This window comes from Mycobacterium sp., from assembly GCF_029961025.1.
Taxonomy (GTDB): domain Bacteria; phylum Actinomycetota; class Actinomycetes; order Mycobacteriales; family Mycobacteriaceae; genus Mycobacterium.
Genome location: NZ_JASBVP010000013.1, coordinates 14,525 through 32,926 on the forward strand (window position 1 = coordinate 14,525; position 18,402 = coordinate 32,926).

At 65.5% G+C, this 18,402-nt stretch carries 14 protein-coding genes; 6 read left to right on the top strand and 8 right to left on the bottom strand.

Going from position 1 to position 18,402, the window contains the following annotated elements:
• Positions 1-17: 17 nt before the first annotated feature.
• The 3 genes from efeU to QJR12_RS14855 all read right to left on the bottom strand — a co-directional run bounded on the left by efeU (position 18) and on the right by QJR12_RS14855 (position 5,727).
• Entirely contained in the window at positions 18-956 is a 939-nt protein-coding gene (efeU, locus tag QJR12_RS14845) for an iron uptake transporter permease EfeU (RefSeq protein WP_300583819.1), read from the bottom strand.
• 133 nt (positions 957-1,089) lie between these two features.
• Positions 1,090-1,917, bottom strand: coding sequence for an SDR family oxidoreductase (locus tag QJR12_RS14850; protein ID WP_300583821.1), 828 nt, complete (start codon positions 1,915-1,917; stop codon positions 1,090-1,092).
• A 96-nt stretch (positions 1,918-2,013) separates the two neighbouring features.
• A complete protein-coding gene (locus tag QJR12_RS14855; RefSeq protein WP_300583823.1) occupies positions 2,014-5,727 on the bottom strand; it encodes a multifunctional oxoglutarate decarboxylase/oxoglutarate dehydrogenase thiamine pyrophosphate-binding subunit/dihydrolipoyllysine-residue succinyltransferase subunit in 3,714 nt (1,237 codons plus the stop codon).
• A gap of 523 nt (positions 5,728-6,250) precedes the next feature.
• Between QJR12_RS14855 and QJR12_RS14860 the strand changes: the two genes are divergently transcribed.
• Positions 6,251-7,972, top strand: coding sequence for an MFS transporter (locus tag QJR12_RS14860; protein WP_300584007.1), 1,722 nt, complete (start codon positions 6,251-6,253; stop codon positions 7,970-7,972).
• A gap of 247 nt (positions 7,973-8,219) precedes the next feature.
• Here the strand turns inward: QJR12_RS14860 and QJR12_RS14865 are convergent, their stop codons facing one another.
• On the bottom strand, positions 8,220-8,762 hold the full coding sequence (locus tag QJR12_RS14865) for an LppP/LprE family lipoprotein (protein ID WP_300584009.1): 543 nt from the start codon (positions 8,760-8,762) through the stop codon (positions 8,220-8,222).
• Positions 8,763-9,146: 384 nt separating this feature from the next.
• Here QJR12_RS14865 and QJR12_RS14870 point away from each other — a divergent pair, with 384 nt between their 5' ends.
• Positions 9,147-10,286, top strand: a complete 1,140-nt coding sequence (locus tag QJR12_RS14870; protein ID WP_300583825.1) for an acyltransferase — start codon at positions 9,147-9,149, stop codon at positions 10,284-10,286.
• A 103-nt stretch (positions 10,287-10,389) separates the two neighbouring features.
• Here the strand turns inward: QJR12_RS14870 and QJR12_RS14875 are convergent, their stop codons facing one another.
• Entirely contained in the window at positions 10,390-11,757 is a 1,368-nt protein-coding gene (locus QJR12_RS14875; RefSeq protein ID WP_300583827.1) for an FAD-linked oxidase C-terminal domain-containing protein, read from the bottom strand.
• Between the two features lie 120 nt (positions 11,758-11,877).
• Here QJR12_RS14875 and QJR12_RS14880 point away from each other — a divergent pair, with 120 nt between their 5' ends.
• Positions 11,878-12,690, top strand: coding sequence for a uracil-DNA glycosylase (locus tag QJR12_RS14880; protein WP_300583829.1), 813 nt, complete (start codon positions 11,878-11,880; stop codon positions 12,688-12,690).
• Between the two features lie 77 nt (positions 12,691-12,767).
• On the opposite strand, the gene QJR12_RS14885 is transcribed toward QJR12_RS14880, so the two are convergent.
• The 3 genes from QJR12_RS14885 to QJR12_RS14895 are packed head-to-tail and all read right to left on the bottom strand — an operon-like array spanning position 12,768 to position 14,842.
• Positions 12,768-13,217: a nitroreductase family deazaflavin-dependent oxidoreductase gene (locus QJR12_RS14885; RefSeq protein WP_300583831.1), complete on the bottom strand. Its 450-nt coding sequence runs from the start codon at positions 13,215-13,217 to the stop codon at positions 12,768-12,770.
• Positions 13,218-13,221: 4 nt separating this feature from the next.
• Positions 13,222-13,656, bottom strand: coding sequence for an HIT family protein (locus QJR12_RS14890; protein ID WP_300583833.1), 435 nt, complete (start codon positions 13,654-13,656; stop codon positions 13,222-13,224).
• A gap of 22 nt (positions 13,657-13,678) precedes the next feature.
• Positions 13,679-14,842, bottom strand: coding sequence for a MalY/PatB family protein (locus tag QJR12_RS14895; protein WP_300583835.1), 1,164 nt, complete (start codon positions 14,840-14,842; stop codon positions 13,679-13,681).
• Between the two features lie 150 nt (positions 14,843-14,992).
• On the opposite strand from QJR12_RS14895, the gene QJR12_RS14900 reads away from it, so the two are divergent.
• From QJR12_RS14900 to QJR12_RS14910, 3 genes are all read left to right on the top strand, one after another.
• Positions 14,993-16,297, top strand: a complete 1,305-nt coding sequence (locus QJR12_RS14900) for a divalent metal cation transporter (RefSeq protein WP_300583837.1) — start codon at positions 14,993-14,995, stop codon at positions 16,295-16,297.
• Between the two features lie 79 nt (positions 16,298-16,376).
• Positions 16,377-17,528, top strand: coding sequence for an adenylate/guanylate cyclase domain-containing protein (locus QJR12_RS14905; protein ID WP_300583839.1), 1,152 nt, complete (start codon positions 16,377-16,379; stop codon positions 17,526-17,528).
• 272 nt (positions 17,529-17,800) lie between these two features.
• Positions 17,801-18,367 carry a hypothetical protein gene (locus QJR12_RS14910; RefSeq protein WP_366526317.1) on the top strand — a complete coding sequence of 189 codons (567 nt, stop codon included), beginning with the start codon at positions 17,801-17,803 and terminating at the stop codon, positions 18,365-18,367.
• Positions 18,368-18,402: the final 35 nt, after the last annotated feature.

The window sequence follows — 18,402 nt, forward strand, 5'->3', positions numbered from 1 at the left end:
CTCGGGATGCATCGTGTTCACCGCACTGCTTCGGGCGGCGGACCGGCCGCGGGCAAGTCGGCATCCCCCGACACCTCGGTGGACTGTGTGGCGACATGGCGTGCTTTACCCGGCAGCAGGAACACAGTCAGCACCACCATCAAATAGGCCAGCCACACCGCGAATCGCAGCACGGTCGGCGTCGGCGTGATGCTGAACACACCCCGTACGATCGAGCCGTACCACGACGACCAGTCCAAGGCCGAACTGATGTCGAACGCCGTGTTCGCCGAGCCGGGCAGCCAGCCGATCGACTGCAGGGCACTCACACCGTGGCCCAGGATCCCGGCGGCCACCGCGATCAGGAAAATGCCGGTATAGGTGAAGAACCGGTGCAAATCGATGCGCATGGCGCCGGCGTACATGCCGTAGGCGATACCAGCCGCCGCCAGCACACCGATCGCCAGCCCGGCAAGCGGCCAGGCGGTCTCCGCTTGGGCATAGCCGGCCATGAACAACGCCGTTTCCAGGCCTTCACGACCGACGGCCAGAAAAGCCAACGACAGCACGGCCGGCGCGCCGGTCTGCAGTGCATGGGCCATTTTGGTACGCAGTTCACCGGACAACCCGCCGGCGGCCTTCTTCATCCACAGCACCATCGTTGTGACAATCGCCACCGCGACCAGCGAGGCCACGCCACCGATGGCCTCGGCGTCGCGCTTGGTGACCGTATACGCGCTCAGCTGAATTGCCAGAAAGACCAACAGCGTCACGCCGACAGCTCCGGCCACACCCAGCCACACCCATTTAAGCGCGTCGCGCCGGTCGGACTTCACCAGGAAAGCGACCAAGATCATGACCACGATGCCGGCTTCCAAACCTTCTCGCAGGCCGATCAGCGCGCTCCCGAGCAGTTGGGACGAGGGACTCGAGCCGGCTGCTGAGAAGACCCCCGAGGCGATGGCCGCCGCCGTCAACGAACTGCCCTCGTCACCGGCTGGGGTGGATGGCGCCGCCTTCTCAGCGGCCCGCGGTGGGCGGTCCGCATCGTCACCGGCTGGGGTGGCTGGCGCCGCCTCCTCAGCGGCCCGCGGTGGGCGGTCCGCATCGTCACCGGCGCGGGATCATCCGGCTTAGCACCGGGGTGAACAGCCGTTGATATCCGGAACCCGTCAGCCGAACGACCAGGTCCAGCACTTTGGCATCCGGGCCAACCAGCACTCGTGCCTTGTTCTTGCGCACCGCGCTCAAGATGATCCGGGCGGCTCGCTGGGGGCTGGTGGTGGCCAGCCGCTTGTCGAACAGTTCGGCCAACTTGTCCGCGTCGAGTCCTTCGGCGGCGGTGGCGTTACGCGCGATCGCTGTTTTGACGCCGCCGGGGTGCACGCTGGTCACCTTCACCGGGTGCCCGGCCAGCACCATTTCCTGCCGCAGCGCCTCGGTGAAACCACGAACCGCGAACTTGGCCGAGTTGTAGGCTGCCTGCCCGGGCACTGAAAACAGCCCGAACACGCTGGAGATATTGATGACATGGCCGTCGCCGGAAGCGATCAGATGCGGCAGAAAGGCTTTGGTGCCGTTGACAACGCCCCAGAAATCGACGTCCATTACCCGCTCGAAGTCCTTGAAGTCACTGACCTCGATGTCTCCCGTGAAAGCGATACCGGCGTTGTTGTAGATCTGGTTCACCGTGCCGAAATGCTCGTTGACCGCGTCAGCGTAGGCCAGGAAGGCTTCACGTTCGGTGACGTCGAGCCGGTCCGCTTTGACCGTCGCCCCCATGACCGCCAGCCGTTCCTCGGTCTGCGCCAATCCTTTGGTGTCGACGTCGCTGATCGCCAACCGAGCCCCTGAGCGGGCCAGTTCGACAGCCAGCGCCTGGCCGATGCCTGAGCCGGCACCGGTGATCACGGCGACTTTCCCGGCAAATCCCTCCATCGGAACTCCTTGCTCGTGGGTTCTTCTGAGGCTAGTCGGTACCGATACCGTCCGTTCACACCGGGCGCCGGCACCGGCGTCAACTTGATCCAGCCCTCAGCGGAATGCCCCGTCGATGACTTCCTGCTGCTCGACGGCGTGCACTCTGGTGGAACCCGATGACGGTGCTGACATCGCGCGCCGTGACACGCGTTTGATCCCGGTCAACTTATCAGGCAACAGCTCTGGCAGCTCCAGTCCGAACCGGGGCCACGCGCCCTGATTGGCTGGCTCCTCTTGCACCCAGAAGTACTCGCTAACGTTCGGGTAGCGGTCCAGGGTTTCACCGAGTCGGCGCCGCGGCAGCGGGGCGAGCTGTTCGATGCGCACGATGGCAACGTCGTCGCGCCTGTCTTTGGCCTTGCGGGCGGCCAGCTCGTAATACAGCTTGCCGCTGGTCAGCAGGATCCGGGTGACTTTGGTGCGGTCACCGATACCGTCTTCGTAGATGGGTTCCTCCAAGACCGAACGGAACTTGATTTCGGTGAAATCCCTGATCTCGCTGACCGCGGCCCTGTTGCGGAGCATCGATTTCGGTGTGAACACAATCAATGGCCGCTGGATGCCGTCGAGAGCGTGGCGGCGCAACAAGTGGAAGTAGTTCGACGGTGTCGATGGCATCGCGATCGTCATCGAACCTTCGGCCCACAGCTGCAGGAAACGTTCAATGCGCGCGGACGTGTGATCGGGGCCCTGCCCCTCGTGGCCGTGCGGCAGCAGCAGCACCACATTAGACAGCTGTCCCCACTTGGCCTCACCGGAGCTGATGAACTCGTCGATGATTGGCTGGGCACCGTTGGCGAAATCGCCGAACTGCGCTTCCCACACCACAAATGCGTCTGGGTTACCTACGGTATAGCCGTATTCGAAGCCGAGGGCGGCGAATTCGGACAGCGGCGAGTCATAGACGAGGAACTTGCCCCCGGTGGGGCTGCCGTCGGGATTGGTGGCCAGCAGTTGCAGCGGGGTGAACTCCTCGCCGGTGTTACGGTCGATGATCACCGCATGTCGCTGGGAGAAGGTGCCGCGGCGGGTGTCCTGTCCCGACAGCCGTACCAGTTTGCCCTCGGCCACCAGGGAACCCAGTGCCAGCAGTTCCGCGAACGCCCAGTCAATCTTGCCTTCGTAAGCCATCTCCCGGCGTTTCTCCAGCACCGGCTTGACTCGCGGGTGCACGCTGAACCCCTCCGGCAGGGCCAAATGTGCGTCTCCGATGCGGGCTATCAGCGCCTTATCGATACCGGTGAACAGCCCTCGCGGAACCTGCTGGTAGGACTCGACGGATTCACTCGGCTGCGCGGCGTGCTTCTCCAGCTCGCGAACCTCATTGAACACCCGCTCCAGCTGGCCCTGGTAGTCGCGCAGCGCGTCCTCGGCTTCCTTCATCGAGATGTCGCCCCGGCCGATTAGAGCTTCGGTGTAGCTTTTGCGGACCCCACGCTTAGTTTCGATAGCGTCGTACATCGCCGGATTCGTCATCGACGGGTCGTCGCCCTCGTTGTGCCCGCGGCGGCGATAGCACAACATGTCGATGACGACGTCTTTTTGGAACTGCTGCCGGAAGTCGACGGCCAGCCGAGCCACCCATACGCACGCTTCCGGGTCGTCGCCGTTGACGTGGAAGATCGGCGCCCCGATCATCTTGGCGACATCGGTGCAGTACTCGCTGGACTTCGAATGCTCAGGCGAGGTGGTAAAGCCGATCTGATTGTTGACGACGATGTGGATGGTGCCGCCAACGCGGTAACCGGGCAACAGAGCCAGGTTCAGCGTCTCAGCGACAACCCCCTGGCCGGCGAAAGCGGCATCGCCGTGCACCATCAGCGGCACTACCGAGTAGGCGCGCTCTGTCTTGTCGGCGCTGCGGCCCAGTTCGAGCAAGTCCTGTTTGGCCCGAACTTGCCCTACCAGTACCGGGTCGACGGCTTCCAGATGCGACGGGTTTGCGGTCAGCGACACCTGAATATCGTTGTCGCCGAACATTTGGATGTAGACCCCGGTAGCGCCCAGATGGTACTTGACGTCCCCGGATCCGTGCGCCTGCGCCGGGTTGAGGTTGCCCTCGAACTCGGTGAATATCTGCGAGTAGGGCTTGCCGATGATGTTGGCCAGCACGTTGAGTCGCCCGCGGTGCGGCATGCCGATAACCACTTCGTCAAGGCCGTGTTCCGCACACTGGTCGATCACGGCGTCCATCATCGGGATTACGCTCTCGGCGCCCTCCAGTGAGAATCGCTTCTGGCCGACGTATTTGGTCTGCAGGAAGGTCTCAAACGCTTCCGCGGCGTTGAGCTTGGACAGAATGTATTTCTGTTGGGCCACAGTTGGTTTGACGTGTGTCGTCTCCAGTCGCTGTTGTAGCCACTGCTGCTGCTCGGGCTCAAGGATGTGGGTGTATTCCACGCCGATGTGGCGGCAGTAGGCGTCGCGCAGCAGGCCCAGCACGTCGCGCAGCTTTTTATACTTTGCTCCCGCGAAACCGTCAACCTTAAACTCTCGCTCCAGATCCCACAGGGTCAGCCCGTGGGTGAGCACGTCCAAGTCGGGGTGGCTGCGGAACCGGGTGTTATCCAGTCGCAGCGGGTCGATGTCGGCCATCAAATGACCGCGGCTGCGGTAGGCGGCGATCAGCTCGATGACGCGAGGGTTTTTGTCGGCGATCGAGTCTGGATTGTCGGGGCGCCAGCGCACCGGCTCGTAGGGGATGCCGAGGTCCAGGAAGATCTCGTCCCAGAAACTGTCCGAGAGCACCATTTCGTGGATGGCGCGCAGAAAGTCACCCGACTCGGCGCCCTGGATGATGCGGTGATCATAGGTCGAGGTCAGCGTGATCAGCTTGCCGATGCCGAGTTCGGCGATACGTTCGGGGCTCGCACCCTGAAATTCGGCAGGGTATTCCATCGCGCCCACACCGATGATGGCCCCCTGGCCGGCCATCAGTCGCGGCACCGAGTGTGCGGTACCGATGGTTCCCGGGTTGGTCAGGGAAATCGTCACACCCGCGAAGTCTTCGGCCGTCAGCTTGCCGTCCCGGGCACGACGGACGATATCCTCGTAGGCGGTAACGAACTGCGCGAAACGCATGGTCTCGCAACGCTTGATCCCCGCCACCACCAATGAGCGCTTGCCGTCTTTACCCGGTACGTCGACCGCCAGTCCGAGATTGGTGTGCGCCGGTGTGACCGCACCGGGCTTGCCGTCGACCTCAGCGTAATGGCGGTTCATGTTGGGGTATGCCTTGATCGCCTGAACGACGGCGTAACCGAGGAGGTGGGTGAACGAGATCTTGCCGCCCCGGGTTCGATTGAGGTGGTTGTTGATGACGATCCGGTTGTCAATGAGCAGCTTGGCCGGAATGGCCCGGACACTGGTTGCCGTCGGCACTTCCAGTGAGGCGGACATGTTCTTGACGACAGCCGCGGCGGCTCCGCGCAGCACCTGTACCTGATCACCTTCGGCCGGCGGGGGACCGGACGGCTTCGCCGGTGCACTCGGGGCGCTCGTTGCGCCGTTGCTCACCGCTACGGTCCCGGTGAGCGGTGGCGGTTGTCGTACGACTGGACCCGGCGGTGCCTGCGGGGGCCCGGTCCGTGTGGAAGGTGCCGACTCCCCGTCGGTCGTGGGTCGAGTCTCGACCGTTGACTCGGGGTTGTAGTCGACCAAGAATTCATGCCAACTGGGGTCGACCGAGGAGGGATCGTCGCGGAACTTTCGATACATCTCCTCGACCAGCCATTCGTTCTGCCCAAATGGTGAACTTGCACTGCTCACAGCGGACTAACGCCTCGATTCCTCTGTCCAGCAAACGCGCTCTCGGCGTTTGCGACTTACCGCACCCGGGTGTCCTGCGGCGGTTCTGGTCCCGCCCCCTATTCCAGGCTAACGCTTCGCTAGAGATCCGAGCGACGACCGCCCCAGCCGCACCGCGCGCGGGCCGACCGGCCGGAAGGGGCGACGGGTGATCGATAACCTACCAATGGGCCCGCGGGGCGCTCCGGGTGTCAGCGTTGCTCACGGGGCGACGACCGGGAGTTGTTTGCTGAATTCGACGAATCACCTAGTAGTTTTAGGATAGGAGTTTGCAGTTCTGCTGCGACGAGGTGATCGGCAGTGGCGCCTCGCGCGACTCGACGCCATGCGCCGGTAGCCGATGCCAGGGTAGCCGAAACGAGGTGGGGACATGACGACGGCGATCTTCAGAGCGCGTGAGGGGACGCGACGGAACGATGCCGCGCCAGCGGGAACCCCCACCAGCGCCGGCAACTGCCCAAAACCGTGGAATGCGCTGTGGGCGATGCTGTTCGGCTTCTTCATGATCTTGCTGGACTCCACCATCGTCGCGGTCGCCAATCCCAGCATCATGGTCGCGCTGCGCACCGGCTACGACACGGTGATCTGGGTGACGAGCGGATATCTGCTGGCGTATGCGGTACCACTGTTGGTTTCCGGCCGGCTTGGGGACCGCTTTGGTACCAAGAGCCTCTATCTGATCGGCTTGGCGGTATTTACCGCGGCCTCGCTGGCGTGCGGGCTGTCGGGAACTATCGGGATGCTGATCGTCGCCCGGGTGGTCCAGGGTCTCGGCGCCGGCCTGCTCACCCCGCAAACGCTGTCGACGATCACCCAGACGTTTCCGCCGGAGCGGCGAGGGGCGGCACTGAGCGTCTGGGGGACCACCGCCGGCGTGGCCACGCTGGTCGGGCCCCTGGCGGGGGGCGTCCTGGTGGACAGGCTGGGCTGGGAGTGGATCTTTTTCGTCAATGTGCCCATCGGTGTCGCCGGTTTTGCGCTGGCGGTCTGGTTGATCCCGGTGCTGCCCACCCGCCCGCACCGGTTCGACCTGCTTGGTGTGGCTTTCTCTGGGGCGGGGATATTCCTCATCGTTTTTGCGTTACAAGAGAGCCAGTCCGCCGGTTGGGCGCCGTGGATCTGGGCGCTGATGGTCGCGGGTGCCGGGTTCCTGACGGTGTTCGTCTACTGGCAGTCGATTAATACCCGCGAGCCGCTGATCCCGCTGGTCGTTTTCCGCGACCGCAATTTCAGCCTGTCCAATCTCGCGGTAGCGGTTATCGGGTTCGCGGTGACGGCGATGGTGTTGCCCGTGATGTTCTACGTCCAAGGCGTGTGTGGGCTGTCACCGACCCGCTCGGCGCTGCTGACCGCGCCGATGGCGATCTCGAGCGGACTGCTGGCCCCGGTGGTCGGAAAAATTGTTGACAGGTCGCATCCGCGTCCGGTGATCGGTTTTGGCTTCTCGGTGCTGGCGATCGCGCTGACGTGGCTTTCGATCGAGATGACGCCGACCACAGCCGTTCGGTGGTTGGTGTTGCCGTTTATCGCGATGGGTATCGGAACGGCGTTTATCTGGTCGCCGCTGGTCGCCACCGCCACCCGGAACCTGCCGCGGCACCTCGCCGGAGCCGGCTCTGGTGTGTATAACACGACCACCCAGCTCGGTGCCGTCCTGGGCAGCGCGAGCATGGCCGCTTTCATGACATCGCGGATCAGCGCTGAAATGTCCTCTGTGCCCGGGCGGGTACAGCACCTGCAAGCAGCGGAGCTGCAACTGCCGGAGTTTTTGAGGGAGCCATTCGCGGCGGCCATGTCGCAGTCCATGCTGCTGCCCGCCTTCGTCACCTTGTTTGGCGTAGCCGCAGCGCTGTTCATGGTCGACCGCACCGGGCCGGTGGCGGCCCCCCACTACGGCAGAGTCGACGATCGGACCGAGCGAATCCCGATCACCGGTGATCGCAGCGACTGCGACCACGTCTATGACGATGACGACCACGTCTATGACGATGACGACTACGTTTATGACGATGACGACTACGTCGAGATCACCCTTGCTCGTGATCCCGAGATTGCGGCATTCCCGGACCAGCATGGGGGGGCGGCGCCTGACCACAGCGACACCGAGCCGATTGCCGCCCGTGCGCAGCTGCGAGATGACCATCACCGTGCCGATGCGGACGACTCGGCCGGCTATGGCCGACATTCGTTCCCCAAGCCTTATTGAGCTCGCCTTTTCGACGGCCGGCCCAAGCGTTTGACGTTCGTTTAACTTCGGCGCACACAATGAACTCCGCAAAACAAACAATCAAAACAAACAATAAGGAACAAGGCATCCGGAATTAAGGTGCGTCCCCAGTGCGCTGCAGACAGCCGGATCGGACACCTTGCGATGGTGGTGACGTCACGACCAACACGGTGGCAGCCGGGGATGAGGTGCGAGAGCTATCGGATCGATGGAAGTCGCCGTCAGCTCAGTTACCGGCGTTGCCGATGAGTTCGACCCCGGCGCCGTTCCACCGGAATTTCACCACGCTGACCAGCCCTTTGATACTCCCGGAGTAGGTCAGCGCCACCGTGTCTCCGGTGCACTGGGACGTGTCAATTCCGTTGAAGCCATACGTGTCGGGTACTCCTTGGGGTATGTACTTGCCGAGGTGGAACATCACCGCGCGGGTGTTGGGATTCTCGGCGTTGGTATTGGCCTTGACGATCACCGCCGACAACTGGGCGCACTCGTTATAGTTGCCAGCCAACGGTTCCGGATTCCACGGCTGTTGGCTGCGCGGATCCCGGGGCAGCTCGGAAACCGCCCTGGCGATTGCAGGCGCGGCCAAGTCGATCGCACACGGGTCCGCCGGCGGTGCGCTGCTGGCCGGGGCAGGAGGCGGACTGGGTGCTCGGCGGGTCAGGGGTGAACGCGTTGCCGGCGACGGCGTTTTGGCGACCGTGGAGTCGCCCGGCCCGCAGCCGGTCGGTATGGCAAACAGTGCGGCAACGGCCAGGCCGGTCAACAGGCGATAGCGGAGTTGGCAGACCACAACGCGCACCGTACCGGTATCGGGCTCGCGGCCGTGGTAGGCGCCGCCGCCCAGCCCGCTGCGTCGTCTCGGGGTGTCTTCGGTGGTGACCCGCTGCGCTCGGCTTCGCCGAGCTGGCGATCACCACGGGGTGTCTTCGGTGGTGACCCGCTGCGCTCGGCTTCGCCGAGCTGGCGATCACCACGGGGTGTCTTCGGTGGTGACCCGCTGCGCTCGGCTTCGCCGAGCTGGCGATCACCACTAAACTTCGTTTTCAATGGCTTCTTCCGCTAAACCCGCTCAGTTGCGTGCGACGTCCCGGGTGACGCGTGCCGATCGGCCGGATCACCTCACGGCCTTGCGGCCGGCCGACGACAGCCGATGACGCTGTCCAGGGTCGCCACCGCCCAAGGTGGCCGGGAACCAGTTAGCCGGGAAGACCGAGTCGCGTCACTGACCGGTATCCGCGCGGTCGCCGCCCTGCTCGTGGTAGGTACCCACGCCGCCTACACCACCGGCAAATACACCCATGGCTATTTCGGTTTGGTGTGCTCGCGGATGGAGATCGGCGTGCCGATCTTCTTTGTGCTGTCCGGTTTTCTGCTCTTTCGCCCGTGGGTGAACGCGGCCGTCTGCGGCGGTCCGCCCCCATCGGTCAGCCGTTATGCCCGGCACCGGGTGCGACGTATCGTTCCCGCCTACGCCGTCACCGTGCTGCTGGCCTACCTCATCTACCAGTTCCGCGTCGCCGGGCCGAACCCCGGGCATACCTGGATCGGGCTGCTCCGCAACTTGACGCTGACGCAGATCTACACCGACAACTACTTGGGGTCGTATCTGCATCAGGGCCTCACCCAGATGTGGAGCCTGGCCGTGGAGGTCGCTTTTTACCTGGCACTCCCGCTGCTGGCGTACTTGCTGCTGGATCTGCTGTGCCGGCGGCAATGGCGCCCCGTGCGACTGCTCGGCGCCCTGGCGGGGCTGGCGTCGATCACCCCGGCGTGGTTGCTTGTGGTGCACACCACCAACTGGCTACCCAACGGCGCTCGACTGTGGTTGCCCACCTATCTCGCCTGGTTTCTCGGCGGCATGGCGCTGGCAGTGCTGCAGGCGATGGGAACCCGCTGCTATGCGCTGGCGGCTGTACCCCTGGCCACCGTGTGTTACTTCATCGCCTCCACCCCGATCGCCGGAGCGCCAACGACATCGCCGACCGCGCTGGGGGAGGCGCTGGTCAAGACGGGATTCTATGCCGTCATCGGCACCTTGGCCGTGGCCCCACTGGCCCTGGGTGATCGCGGTTGGTACGCGTGGCTGCTCGCCACCAAGCCGATGGTGTGGCTAGGGGAGATCTCCTACGAAATCTTTCTCATCCATCTAGTGACGATGGAGATCGCGATGGTCGAGGTGGTTCGGTACCCGATCTACACCGGCTCGATGCTCTACCTCTTCGTCGTGACGCTGGCGATTACCCTCCCTCTTGCCTGGCTGCTGCACCGGTTCACCCGGGTGCCCGGCTGACCCGATGAACCCAGGGGGCTGAGCCGTGCCGCCCGCAGTGCTCGCCACCGGCCTGCCTCGCGCCGGGGATCCGATCTCCGGGTCCCGAAAGCCGCGTCATCACTCAAATCGCCGCTCCGGGGTTGAGGATGCCCAGGGGATCCAGCGCCTGCTTGATCCGCCGGTTCAGCGTCATGGCCTCGGGCCCGATCTGCTCGGCCAACCACGGCCGCTTCAGCCGACCGACACCGTGCTCACCGGTGATGGTGCCGCCCAGGCCGATCGCGAGTTCCATGATTTCGCCGAATGCAAGGTGGGCGCGTTGCATCATCGCGGCGTCGCCGGGGTCGTAGACGATCAGCGGATGGGTGTTGCCGTCACCGGCGTGGGCGATCACCGAGATCGTCAGCTGACGCTCCTCCGCCAGGCGTGCAATCCCAGTGACCAGCTTGCCGAGCGCCGGCAGTGGCACCCCGACGTCTTCCAGCAGCAGCGACCCCTTGCCCTCGATCGCCGGGATGCAAAACCGGCGGGCGGCGACGAACGCCTCACCTTCGTCAGGGTCGTTGGTGGTGAACACTTCCTTGGCGCCGTGTTGGTCGAACACCGCAGCCATCAGCTCGCCGTCCTCGGAGGCGGCGGGGCCGCGTTCATCCGAGCCGGCGAGCACCATGGCGGCGGCGTCGCGGTCCAGGCCCATGCGGAAGCTGTCCTCGACGGCGTTGATGGCCACCGAGTCCATGAACTCCAGCATCGCGGGTCTGATGCGCGCGGTGACCCCGAGCACCGCGTCGGCCGCGGCCTGCACCGAGTCGAAGGTGGCCACCACAACACTCGACGCCGGCTGTGCGGGGAGCAGTCGCAGCGTCACCTCGGTGATGACACCCAGCGTGCCCTCGCTGCCAACAAACAGCTTGGTCAGGCTCAGCCCGGCCACGTCTTTGAGCCTCGGTCCGCCCAGCCGTACCGCCGTCCCGTCGGCCAGCACCACCTGTAGGCCCAGCACGTAGTCGGTGGTGACCCCGTATTTCACGCAGCACAGCCCCCCGGCGTTGGTTGCGACATTGCCGCCGATGCTGCAGATCTCATACGACGACGGATCGGGTGGATACCACAGCCCGTGCTCGGCGGCGGCCTTTTTGACCTCGGCGTTGAGCAGTCCGGGTTGCACCACCGCGGTACGGGTCAACGGGTCGACGGTGATGTCGCGCATCTTTTCCGTCGAGAGCACGATACTGCCGTCGAGCCCGGTGGCTCCGCCGGACAATCCGGTCCCGGCGCCCCGGGTGACCACCGCTATCCGGTTGGCACTGGCCCAGCGCAGTACGGTCTGGACGTCTTGAGTGCAGCGGGGCCGCACCACGGCGAGTGGTTTGCCGGCCGAGGGATCAAAGGCACGGTCATGCCGGTAGCCCTCGGTGATGGCGGGATCGGAGACCACCATCCCGTCCGGCAGTTCCGCAATCAGTTCGGCCAGCACATCAGCGCCCACGGCCCGATCCTACGTTTCGCCCGCGCCCGTTTCGGCTTCTTCAGTTAACGGCAAGCGGTTGGGCAGAGCTGCCCGCTTGCCGGGCACCGCCCCGCGAGCACGATCAGGCACGATGGTGAGGTGCTCCCGCATCCGCGCACCGGCCAGGCTTTCGACTCCCCCGTGGCGCCCGGAACCGGCTGGCCGGGGGATCCGGCCACACCGGCGACCCCGGTGGCCGCCGATTCGGCGCAGGTATCGAAGCTGGCAAACGCCGTAGGCTCAATACCGGAACTCGACGCGCTGATCAGCGTGTGCCGGGCCTGCCCACGGCTGGTTGCCTGGCGTGAGGAGGCCGCCGTAGTCAAACGCCGAGCCTTCGCCGACCAGCCGTATTGGGGGCGGCCGCTCCCGGGCTGGGGATCGCATCGCCCGCGGCTATTAATTCTCGGCCTGGCGCCCGCCGCGCACGGCGGCAACCGGACCGGGCGGATCTTCACCGGTGATCGCTCCGGAGATCAGCTGTTCGCCGCCCTGTACCGGGCCGGGCTGGTGAGCGCGCCCGTCAGCGTGGATGCTGGGGACGGGCTGCAGGCCAACCAGATTCGGATCACCGCACCGGTGCGGTGTGCGCCGCCGGCGAACTCCCCGACGCCGACCGAGCGGGCGACGTGCTCGCCGTGGCTGGTCGCCGAATGGCGCCTGGTGTCCGAGCACGTCCGGGTGATTGTCGCGCTGGGCGGTTTCGCCTGGCAGGTCGCGTTGCGGTTGGTCGACACCGGCGGGAAGCGCAAGCCACCGTTCGGTCACGGAGCGGTCGCCCAGCTGCCCTCGGGTCTGCGTTTGCTCGGCTGCTATCACCCCAGTCAGCAGAACATGTTCACCGGCAAGTTGACCCCGGCCATGCTCGACGCCGTCTTCGCCGACGCCAAAAAGGTGGCGGGGATTCGGTGACGGCGATCGGTGGGCCGGTGCCGAACCGCGAGGGCGGGCACCCGCGTCGGCGCCGGGCTAGTGCCGTGGATGCCGGCCTAGCGACGGGTCAGCACGATCACCGGGATCGGTCGTGATGTCCTGCTCTGATACCGGGCGTAGCGGTTGGCGTTGTTCTTGTTGACCAGCTGCCACAGCCGTGCATAGTCAGGGTCACCGGGTAGCACCGGGCGTGCTGTGACACCGAATCGCTTTGGGCCAACATTGATTTCGACGTCAGGGTTGGCTTTGAGATTGTGATACCAGCCTGGCGAGCGGGGATCGCCGCCTTTGGAGGCCACGATGAGGTACGCGTCGCCGTCGCGCGCATAGCTCAAGGATGTGGTGCGGGGCTTGCCGGTCTTGGCGCCGACGGTGTGCAGCAGCAAGCTTGGTGGCAGGCCGGGGATTCGGTGGCCGATCCGGCCGCGGGTGGTTTTGTAGATGGCGTCATGCACCCGCAGCAGCCGCCCACCCACCTCGCGCTCAACCCACCGCGATATCTCCATGGCGTCAGTCTTGCGCGGCAGCGTCCAGCCGTGCCAGGGCCTCCCGCAGAATCCGTCCGGTGGCCTCCCGGTCCGGATCGCGGCGAAGCAGCATCCCTTTGGCGACCGAGAGCTTGTCGCCCCTCCGTCGCGGCAGCACATGCAGATGGACATGAAACACCGTCTGAAAGGCGGCGGGGCCGTCATTGATCGCGATATTGGTGGCGTCGGCCAGATCCGTCGTGCGGGCGGCGCGCGCGATTTGTTGACCGATTTTCACCATGCCGGCCAGCGTCTCGGGCGGGGTGTCGGTGAGGTCGACGGTGTGCAGCTTGGGTAGAACCAGTGTGTGACCGCGGGTGAACGGCCGGATGTCGAGGATCGCAAGGAACTCGGGATCCTCGTAGATCCGGATTGCCGGCGCCTCCCCGGCGACGATCGCGCAGAAGACACAGGGCACAACGCCACCGTAGCGGAGTCGGTCACGGGGACAGGGCCGCCGCCATCGCCTCGATCGCCCGGTCGAGGATCGCGCGTGTGGTGCCGAAATTCAGCCGCGCGAATCCCGAGCCCACCGTGGCGCCGAACGGGACGCCGGGGCTGAGCGCCACCTTGGCCTTCGACAGCAGGTATTCGGCCGGCTCGGCGGGCAGGTTCAGCTCACGGAAATCGACCCACGCCAGGTAGGTGCCCTCCGGAGTGTTGACCTTCACTCCGGGGGCCGATTCCGGCAGCGTTCGGGCCAGGTGGTCGCGGTTCGCCCGCAGATACACCAGCAGCTCGTCCAGCCACGGCGCACCCTGCCGGTAAGCGGCGATGTTGGCCCGGATACCGACGGTGGCGGAGCCCATCCGGTGCAGCCAGTTGATCCGATCCCACTCCTCGGCGTCGCGGGCGTTGGACAGGATCACTTGTGCGCACATGAGACCGGGCAAATTCCAGCCTTTGGACGCCGACATCAGCGTGACCACGGTTTGGGCAGCCACATCCGAGACCGAAGCTGCGGGGACGTGTCGGCGTTCGTAGACCAGCGGACCCCAGATCTCGTCGGCGATGACGCGGGCACCGTGGCGGGCCGCGATGTCCGCGAGCGTGCGCAGCTCCTCCCGGGTGAACGCGGTGCCCAGCGGATTGTTCGGATTGCACAGGATCAGCGATCCCGCACCCCGCGCGAACGCGGCGTCAACAGCGTCCGGGTCGAGGACGTACCTACCCGAATCGTGTTGCGCCATTGGAATTTCCACCCGCTGGCGGCCGGTGACCTGCAGGACGTCGAAAAACGGCATGTATGCCGGCACCGGCAAGACGACCGGGCTCTCCGGTCGGGTGAGGAAGTCGATGACGACTTCCATTCCCTTCAGTACATCCGGAACGGTGCGGACCCATTCGGGCCGGACAGGCCAGTCGTAGCGGCGCCGGCACCAGTCAGCGGCCGCGGTCGGCAGTGTCTCCTCGCCGAACTGCGGATAACCGAACTCCTCGTTGGCGACGCACTCTCGCACCGCGTCGAGCACCGCCGGTGCCGTGGGAAAGTCCATTTCGGCGATCCACAACGGCAGCACGTCCGGCTCGAAATGGTTCCACTTGATCGTCCTGCGCCGGCGGAGCTGATCTTCGGTCAACCGGTTGAAGACGGCATCGCTCATGCCAGTAGTCTGCGCCACCTTCTCGCCACCACGCTCACGGCGGGGGCCATCAGGCGCCGCCGCGACTGGTTGTTGAGTCCCGTACAACTCAAGTTCAAGATCCTGCCACCGTCCAGGAACTATGCCTGTGGGTGATGCGACCACTGTGGTATGACGTGTGCGGACATCACTGCGACGACCATTCACCCAGCGACGACCGGCTATGACGCGGCGCGGCGGCGCTGGCGCATACCTGGCCTGCTGCGCGGTATTGGTCCGGAGTTAGTCTCTGGGGCTTCCGACAACGATCCGACCAATGTGGGGACGGCTATCGCCGTCGGTGCTACCACCGGGTACCAGCTGTCCTGGGTGGCCCTGCTCGTGGCACCCATGCTCGCTGTTGTGCAGAGCATTGCCGCTCAGGTGGGTTCGGTGGCACGTAGCGACTTGCAGACGTTGACTCTCAAGCGCTACGGCCGGGGCGTCGCCGCGCTTCTTTTGGTCTCGGTGGTCGTCGTCAACGTGGTCACCATCGCCGCGGATCTTCATGCCGGCGCGGCCGGGATCGGGCTTTTGGTCGGTGTGCACGCCCGCTGGTTGGTGTTGCCGCTGGGACTGGGCCTCATCGGGCTGCTGGTTGCCGGTGGATACGACGACGTGGTCGGCGTGCTGCGCTATCTGCTGCTGGGCTTCCCGGCTTTCGTGGCGGCGGCAGTTGTCGCCCATCCCGACTGGTGGCACCTGGCCTACGACAGCCTGGTCCCCACGCTGTCGCTGCGCCATGACGTCATCGCCGGGGCGCTGGCCCTGGTCGGCACGACGCTGACCAGTTACGTCTATGTGTGGGAGACCATCCAGCGGGGGGTGGAAGAACCGGCCGATGTCGGCCAGGATCGGGGGCTGGCCCACACCAGGTTGGGCGCGGTGATCAGCGCCGTCTACACCGCCGTGGTGTTTTGGGCGATGCTGGTGGCGTCGGCGGCCACCCTGGGCCGGCAGCACCAGAGCGTCACCTCCACCCGGCAAGCCGCCGAGGCGCTCCGCCCGCTGGCCGGCCCGCTGGCGGCAAACCTGTTCGCCATCGGACTACTGGTCTCGGCGGTGGTGGCCCTGCCGGTGCTGATTGCCAGCACCGCCTATGTGGTCGGCGCGCACTTCGACTGGCGCTACGGCCTGTCCGAGCCGGTGAGGAACGCGTGGGGCTTCTACGGCGTGCTGCTGGCATCGGTCGGCCTTGCTTTCGCGGCGACCCTGGCCAACATCTCCCTGATCGACGTGCTGGTGGCCGCCAGCGTGGTCGCCGGATTGGGCACCCCCCTGGGCCTGGTGCTGCTGGTGCGCTTGGGGCGTGATCGTACGGTGATGGGCACTCAGCCCATCTCGGGTCGAATGGCATTCGCCGGCTGGGCAGTCGCGATCGTGGTCGGCGGGCTCGGGTTGGTGTATGCCATCGGAGCGGCATTGGGCGCATTCTGACCCCGCGATTGCCCACGCCGCCATCGCACGCCGCCATCGCACGCCGCCATCGGGGGCGGTGTGGGCATTAGCTCGCCTCATGCAGCCCCGGAGGGTATACGTTGACGGCGTGGACGACGCGCCCGATCCCGTCGTCGAAGATTTGCTCGACGGTCTGGAGGGCTCCGCGCGCACCGAGCGGGCGGAGCTTATCGATTGGCTGCTCCAGCAGGGTTTTACCGCCGACCAGATCCGCGGTGAGGTGGTTCCCATGCTGCTGGCCACCCGACGGCTGATGGGCGACGACGGCAGCTACGTCTCCGCCCGCGAGATCAGTGAATCAGCCGGCATCGACTTGGACTTGCTGCAGCGCGTACAACGGGCCATCGGGCTGGCCCGGGTCGATGATCCCGACATGGCCGTGCACATGCGGGCCGACGGTGTGGCCGCCGCTCACGCACAGCGGTTCGTCGAGGTTGGGCTGGACCCCGAGCAGGTGCTGCTCGTGGTGCGGGTGCTGGCCGAAGGCCTGTCGCGCGCCGCCGAGGTGATGCGCCACTCCGCGATGGCGGCGATCCTCAAGCCGGGGGCGAGTGAACTGGATATCGCGAAGGGGTCACAGGCGCTGGTGAGCCGAATCGCGCCGCTGCTGGGCCCGATGATTCAGGACATGCTGTTTATGCAGTTGCGGCACATGATGGAAACTGAGGCCGTCAACGCCGGTGAGCGGGCCACGGGCGCCCCGCTGCCCGGCGCCCGCCGCATAACCGTGGCGTTCGCCGACCTTGTCGGCTTCACCCGGCTGGGTGAGGCCCTGCCGCCCGAGGAACTGGGGCAACTCGCGAACAGACTGGCCGAGCGGGCCCGCGACGTGGCCGTGCCACCGGTTCGGTTCATCAAGACCATCGGCGACGCGGTGATGTTTGTGTGCACCGACCCGGCAGCGTTGCTCGACGCCGTCCTGAAGCTCGTCGAGACGACGGACACCGACGACGACTTTCCCCGGTTACGCGCGGGCGTTGCCTGCGGAATGGCGGTAAGTCGTGCCGGCGACTGGTTCGGCAGTCCGGTGAACGTTGCCAGCCGGGTCACCGCGGTAGCGCGGCCCGGCGCGGTGCTGGTCGCCGATTCGGCGCGAGAGTCGGTCGGCGAGCCCGCGGGGTTCAGCTGGTCTTTCGCCGGTGCGCACCGCCTGAAGGGCATCAAAGATGAGGTGAAACTTTTTCGTGTCCGGCGAGGCGCCGGGAGATAGGAACGGGAGATAGGAAATATCACGCAGGCCCGGGGGACACTCGGGGGCGTCTCACTATGTCCAACGCGGCCGGCTCGTCACCCATCTACCGGCTCTTCGGATCAGTCCTCTCCGGGCCTGCTTCGCCCCTAAAGCTACAACGTCGAACGCACCATATCAACGGTTTTTCCGCAGCGCTTGTGCCATCTCGATTGCGACCCATCCCACCGCGGTGACCGGATGAGGTGAATACCGTGGTAGCTCCTGGCTTGTAAATGTGTAATAATGTAATGATGAAATGCCATAGCATGCATGGGCGGGGCTACGGCCGTCCCGGTGGTTGGCAGCAAGCACACCAGCCCGACGCCAGCGACGCGGCGGAGTGGTTCGCCGGACGCCTGCCCGAGGATTGGTTCGACGGCGACCCGACGGTGATTGTGGACCGCGAGGAGATCACGGTCATCGGCAGGCTGCCTGACCCCGAAAGCTCCCAACAGGGTGAAAGCACGGCCCGCGCGTCGGGCCGGGTTTCCCGATTCCGCGAGGAAACCCGGTCCGAGCGGATGGCCATCGCCGCTGAGGCGCAAGAGCGCTACGGCCGCAAGGTTTCCTGGGGTGTTGAGGTCGGTGGCGAGCGAGTGCTGTTCACGCACATTGCGGTACCGGTGATGACCCGGTTGAAGCAGCCCGAGCGTCAAGTGCTCGACACCCTGGTCGACGCGGGCGTGGCTCGATCACGCTCCGACGCACTGGCTTGGGCGGTCAAGCTGGTTGGTGAACACACCCAGGATTGGCTGGCGAAACTCCGCGCGGCGATGGAGAAGGTCGACGACCTGCGCGCGCAGGGCCCGGAGCTGTAGCAGCTGCCGCGGCGCGTCGCTGCTGGGCGGGAGTA